A 4963-nucleotide genomic window follows, 5' to 3' on the forward strand; every position below is an offset into this window, starting at 1 on the left:
GGCGCCGGAACCGTTGGCGGGCACGATGCTGCGGCCGGTGGAGTTCACCGGATTGACGGTGATGCCGTGGGTGAACAGCAACGGGTCGCGGGCGGTGCAGGCGTTCGCCTACCGGGCGACGGGCCTGCGTGCCCCGCGGGCGATCACGGGGAAGGCGGCGGCATGAAGCTCCCGGCCCACGCCCCGGCTGACAGCGGTGAACCGGGCTCGTCGTTGCATCTGGGGCTCCACGTCGGCGGGGACTGGACGGTGTTCTGTCACCGCTACCCGGACCGGGCACCGATCCTCGGGATCGACACCCGTACGGCGTACCTCACACTGTCGGTCCAGGATCGGATGGTGACCGCGGGGCATCTGGAGTTCGCCTACGCGCTGGTCCAGGCCGCCAATGACTATCTGTTGGAATGCGAGCGGCTGATGTTGGAGGCCGCCGACACAGGCCCGGACGAGGGGTCCGCGGCCGCGGCATGACCGCCTCCGGCGGATTTCCTGCCCGCCGGATTCTTTTCCTCTGATTCTTCTTTCCGCAAGGTGGGTGTGATCTGTCATGGCAAAAATCAACGGGTCGCGGCCGTTTCCCGAGATGCCGACCCGTAATCCGAAGGTCGACGTGCCGCTGTGGGCGCTGCTCGTCGGGCTGGCGGGCAAGATTCTGTGGCATCTGCTGCGGTGGCTGGCCCGCCGGCCGGTGAGCGTCGCCGTGGTCGTCACCATCATGATGATCCATCACAGGTACGGGACGACAGGTCTTGGTGTGGCTGCGGGCGGCCTGCTCCTTGTCGCCGCGCTGTGGTGGCGGCTGCACTACCGGTCTTTCTTCTGGCTGGCCTGGCGGATGATCGGCCGGCTGCGGCTGGGGTGGGTCTATCGGCGACGGTGGCGGCCGGTCATGGTTCACACAGGGCTGGCGATCCGGGAGCCGACCTCGACCGGGGACCGGGTGGCGTTCGCCGAGACCTTCCCCCGCATCCGACGGATCCGCTGCACCCGCTGGGCCGACCGGCTGCGCGTCGAGCTGCTCTACGGGCAGACGCCGCAGCAGTGGGCGGAACAGGCCGAAGCGTTGCGGCAGGCGTTCCGCGCCCAGGGTTGCCGGGTGCGGGCTGACCGGCGGGTCGGGTTCGTCTGGGTGGAGTTCATCCGCCGGGATCCGCTGGCCCGTCCGATCCTCCCGGCCGACCTTGACGGCGACGGTGACGCTGACGGCTCCGACCACGGGGACAGCGACCCGGTGGACGTGGACGCGGTCACCGTCGGACGACGCGAGGACGGCGGCCCGTGGCGACTGCCGGTGCGTGGCACGCATGTGCTGGTCGCCGGGGCCACCGGGTCGGGGAAGGGCTCGGTCCTCTGGTCGGTCATCCACGGTCTGGCGCCGGCGGTGCGCGCCGGGCTGGTGGAACTGTGGGTGTGCGACCCGAAGGGCGGGATGGAACTGGCCTTCGGCGAGGCGCTGTTCACCCGGTTCGCCGTCGACACGGCCGGCATCGCCGACCTCCTCGACGACGCGGTCACGGAGATGCAGAACCGGGCGGCCGAACTCCGCGGGGTCTCCCGGCTGCACGTGCCGACTGTCGGCGAGCCGCTGATCGTCGTGCTGGTCGATGAGATCGCATCCCTGACCGCGTATGTCACCGACCGGGAGTTGAAGAAGCGGATCGGCGCCTCCCTGCCGCTGCTGCTCTCGCAGGGCCGGGCGCCCGGGGTGGTCGTGGTGGCGGCGGTGCAGGACCCGCGCAAGGAGGTGCTGTCCTTCCGGGACCTGTTCCCGGTGCGGGTGGCGCTGCGGATGACCGAACCCGATCAGGCGGATCTCGTGTTGGGGGACGGTGCCCACGACCGGGGCGCGGTCGCCGAGCAGATCCCCGCCCACCTTCAGGGAGTCGGCTACGTGCTGGCGGACGGGCAGAGCGACCCGGTGCGGGTGCGGGCGTCCTGGGTCGACGATGCGGAGATCGCCCGGATCGCGGTGGCCTACCGGAAGCCGATCGTCGGTCAGGTTGTCGGCATCGACCCGTCCACCGGTGACGGCTGGACCCCGGACACGACCGGCTGGGCGGCATGACAGGTCCGCAACGGCTGGCCGTGGTGTTCGTGCTGCCGCTCTGCGCCTGGTGCCGGCATCTGCTGGCCGCGCACTGGTCGGCTGAGGGCTGCCAGATCCTCACCGGCAGGGGCCGGATATGCGGCTGCCGGGAGCCGCCACCCGATCATCCCGACCGTCCCCATCCCGACCCTGATGATCAGGAGGATTGCGCAGCATGACCGACGGTCAGGCCATACCGCTTCCCCTCGACCTCACGGGGGACCGGCCCGGGTCACGGGCGGCCCGGATGCGGATGCCGCTGGCCCGCCATGTCGTCGAAACCGTCGCGGCGGAGAACGGGGTGTGCGTCCGGCCGTTGGCGATGCGGAGGACCAACCTGACCACCGGGGAAACTGAGATCGTCCCGGTGGCCTGCCGGTCCACCCTCGCCAGCAAGTGCCCGCCGTGTGCGGAGTATGCCCGCAAGCTGCGGATGGCGCAGTGCGCCGCCGGCTGGCACCTCGACGACGAGCCCCTACCCGACCCGGACCCGCCCGGTGACGAAGCGAAGATCCTCGTCCAACTGCGGGCGGACCTGGAGGCCGTCCGCACCGACGCGGCGACCCGGCATGACGGCGGCCAGGTCACCGAGGCCGACATGCTGATCAGTCAGGTGGATGAACGGCTCGCGGATCTCGGCGTGCGGGGCAAGGCGGCTCCGGACGCCCGGGATCGGCCCCGGCGCACCCGGTCGACGAAACGGCGTCAGGACGCCCCCGAGCTGCCACGGCTGCCCGTCGACCGCCGCACGGTGGGCCGGACGTTCACCGCCCCGGACGGCACGGTCTGGCGGCCGTCGCTGTTCCTGACGTTGACCTGCGACAGCTACGGGCGGGTGACCTCGGAGGGCACCCCTGTCGATCCGGACAGCTACGACTATCGGCGGGCGGCCCGGGACGCGATCCACTTCCCGAAGCTGCTGGACCGGTTCTGGCAGAACCTGCGCCGCGCGGTCGGCTGGGATGTGCAGTACTTCGCCGCCCTCGAACCCCAACGCCGCCTGGCTCCGCATCTGCATGCGGCGGTCCGCGGGACGATCCCGCGGGTGCTGCTGCGGCAGGTCGCGGCGGCGACCTACCACCAGGTCTGGTGGCCCGCCTGCGATCAGGTCGTCTACAGCACCGAACGGCTGCCGGTCTGGGACGACGTCACAGGCGGCTACCTCGACCCGGACAGCCGCACCCCGCTGCCCACCTGGGACGACGCCCTCGACGCTATCGGCGAGGACGACGAACCCGCCCACGTCGTCCGCTTCGGCGTGCAGATCCGCGCGGACGGCGTCACCGCGAACAGCCGGAACACCGGAAAACTGATCGGCTACCTGACCAAGTATTTGACCAAGGGCCTGGACGCCTGTCACACGGTGACCACCGACGCCCAACGTCAGCATGTGGATCGGCTTGCGGACGCCCTGCGGCACGAACCGTGCGCACCGACGTGCGCGAACTGGCTGCGCTACGGCGTCCAGCCGAAGAAGCCGCGGGCCGGGCTCGTCCCCGGACGCTGCACCGGCAAGGCCCACCGGCGGGAAACCCTCGGTTTCGGTGGTCGGCGGGTCCTGGTCTCGCGCCGCTGGTCCGGCAAAACACTCACCGATCACCGTGAAGATCGGAAAGAGTGGCTGCGGCGGCAACTCGCCGTCCTCGGCCACACCCCGGACGACGACACCGCCGGCGAGCAGGTCGCCTGGCAGCTTCTGCGCCCCGGGGATCCGGCCGCACCCCGACGGGAACACCTGCTGCTACGCGCGATCGCCGACCGGCACCGCTGGCGCGCCCAACTGGATGCCGCCCGTACTGCCGGTCCGCCCGGACCCGGCGCGCTTCCAGCAACCGTCTCCGATCCACCCCGCGCGGCATGATCCCTGACCTGCTCTTCGGAGGACCCATGACCAGGCTCCTGCTCACCACCGGTGAAGTCGCCGACCTGCTCGGGGTCAGCCGCACCACCGTCTACGACCTGATCCGTACACGTCAGCTTGATTCGGTGCGGATCGGCCGGTCCCGCCGTATCCATCGTGACGAGCTCGTCGCCTACATCGGTCGGCTGCAGGGGATCGACGGCTGCGAGGTGGCGGCGTGATCGTCGTCAGGGCTGTCCGTCGGACGGTGCGGGCCAGTATTCGACAACACCACTCGGCGCGAGGACCACCCCAGATCATCCATCGCGATCATCACGTGACAGATGTTCGAAGCAGTCCCGGTGGGTGCTGGAACACCACACCGGGACCTGAGATCCCGACCCTGCGCGAACAGGAGCGAGACCCTGATGCCCATCTTCCCGCCTGACCTCGACCCGCCACGCGACCCCTCCGACGGACAGCCCTTCGTCCGCCTGGACGCCCCCGGCCACGGCTACTACGAGATGACCGTCAAGCCGGGCGCCGACCCCTTCGACGTCGCCCGGATCGCCATCGCGATCCCTCACAGCGCGGTGTTCGTCGAAGCCCTCGGAGACGTGGACGTCGTGTTGGTGTTCCGCGTGATCCCCGGCAGCACGCTTCCGGCAACTGCCCCGCCGCCTCGGCCACATCCGACCGGCGGATGGATTCCCGACATCACCCCGTACAGACGGGTTCCCGCGCAGCGCCAGCCGCGCTGATCAGATCTCGCGGTTCTTCTCCCCATTTTTCTGTTCCTCCGCTGGGCGTTGCACCTGCCGGGGGACCGGGCGGGTCCAGGGTCGGCGAAGCCGATCACGAAGTGACGCGTAGCGCCCTGGACGCGGCCGGGCTCCTGGCGGACCCTTCACCGCCCCGGAGGAACAGAACCCCACCGCTGGCGATCGGCCTGAACGCGCCCTGGCGGACCCCTGATTCCCCCTTTCTCGCAAGGAGTTGTCCTCGTCATGTCCGAGACTTCCGGCAGGCGTCGGGAA

At 70.3% G+C, this 4963-nt stretch carries 6 protein-coding genes; all 6 read left to right on the forward strand.

The features are described 5' to 3' along the window. The first annotated feature begins 162 nt into the window (after nucleotides 1-162). The 6 genes from DD1DGNOD_RS08065 (at nucleotide 163) to DD1DGNOD_RS08090 (ending at nucleotide 4687) form a co-directional block, all read left to right on the forward strand. A complete protein-coding gene (locus DD1DGNOD_RS08065; RefSeq protein WP_131769802.1) occupies nucleotides 163-471 on the forward strand; it encodes a hypothetical protein in 309 nt (102 codons plus the stop codon). A gap of 76 nt (nucleotides 472-547) precedes the next feature. Continuing rightward, nucleotides 548-2065 carry an FtsK/SpoIIIE domain-containing protein gene (locus DD1DGNOD_RS08070; protein ID WP_131769803.1) on the forward strand — a complete coding sequence of 506 codons (1518 nt, stop codon included), beginning with the start codon at nucleotides 548-550 and terminating at the stop codon, nucleotides 2063-2065. Then, nucleotides 2062-2265, forward strand: a complete 204-nt coding sequence (locus DD1DGNOD_RS08075; RefSeq protein WP_131769804.1) for a hypothetical protein — start codon at nucleotides 2062-2064, stop codon at nucleotides 2263-2265. The genes DD1DGNOD_RS08070 and DD1DGNOD_RS08075 overlap by 4 nt, the downstream gene beginning before the upstream one ends. Next, nucleotides 2262-3947 (forward strand): replication initiator, encoded by a 1686-nt coding sequence (locus DD1DGNOD_RS08080; RefSeq protein ID WP_131769805.1) that lies wholly within the window; start codon nucleotides 2262-2264, stop codon nucleotides 3945-3947. Before DD1DGNOD_RS08075 ends, DD1DGNOD_RS08080 begins: the two co-directional genes overlap by 4 nt. Nucleotides 3948-3973: 26 nt before the next feature. Then, on the forward strand, nucleotides 3974-4168 hold the full coding sequence (locus tag DD1DGNOD_RS08085; RefSeq protein ID WP_131769806.1) for a helix-turn-helix domain-containing protein: 195 nt from the start codon (nucleotides 3974-3976) through the stop codon (nucleotides 4166-4168). Nucleotides 4169-4354: 186 nt separating this feature from the next. Beyond that, entirely contained in the window at nucleotides 4355-4687 is a 333-nt protein-coding gene (locus DD1DGNOD_RS08090; RefSeq protein WP_165036517.1) for a hypothetical protein, read from the forward strand. Nucleotides 4688-4963 lie beyond the last annotated feature (276 nt).

This window comes from Candidatus Protofrankia californiensis (genome assembly GCF_900634765.1).
Classification (GTDB): Bacteria; Actinomycetota; Actinomycetes; order Frankiales; family Frankiaceae; genus Protofrankia; species Protofrankia californiensis.

Excerpts from the sequence above, each read along its gene's own strand:
- DD1DGNOD_RS08065 (WP_131769802.1), top strand. The coding sequence starts at position 163 with ATGAAGCTCCCGGCCCACGCCCCGGCTGACAGCGGTGAACCGGGCTCG.
- DD1DGNOD_RS08070 (WP_131769803.1), top strand. The coding sequence starts at position 548 with ATGGCAAAAATCAACGGGTCGCGGCCGTTTCCCGAGATGCCGACCCGT.
- DD1DGNOD_RS08075 (WP_131769804.1), top strand. The coding sequence starts at position 2,062 with ATGACAGGTCCGCAACGGCTGGCCGTGGTGTTCGTGCTGCCGCTCTGC.
- DD1DGNOD_RS08080 (WP_131769805.1), top strand. The coding sequence starts at position 2,262 with ATGACCGACGGTCAGGCCATACCGCTTCCCCTCGACCTCACGGGGGAC.
- DD1DGNOD_RS08085 (WP_131769806.1), top strand. The coding sequence starts at position 3,974 with ATGACCAGGCTCCTGCTCACCACCGGTGAAGTCGCCGACCTGCTCGGG.
- DD1DGNOD_RS08090 (WP_165036517.1), top strand. The coding sequence starts at position 4,355 with ATGCCCATCTTCCCGCCTGACCTCGACCCGCCACGCGACCCCTCCGAC.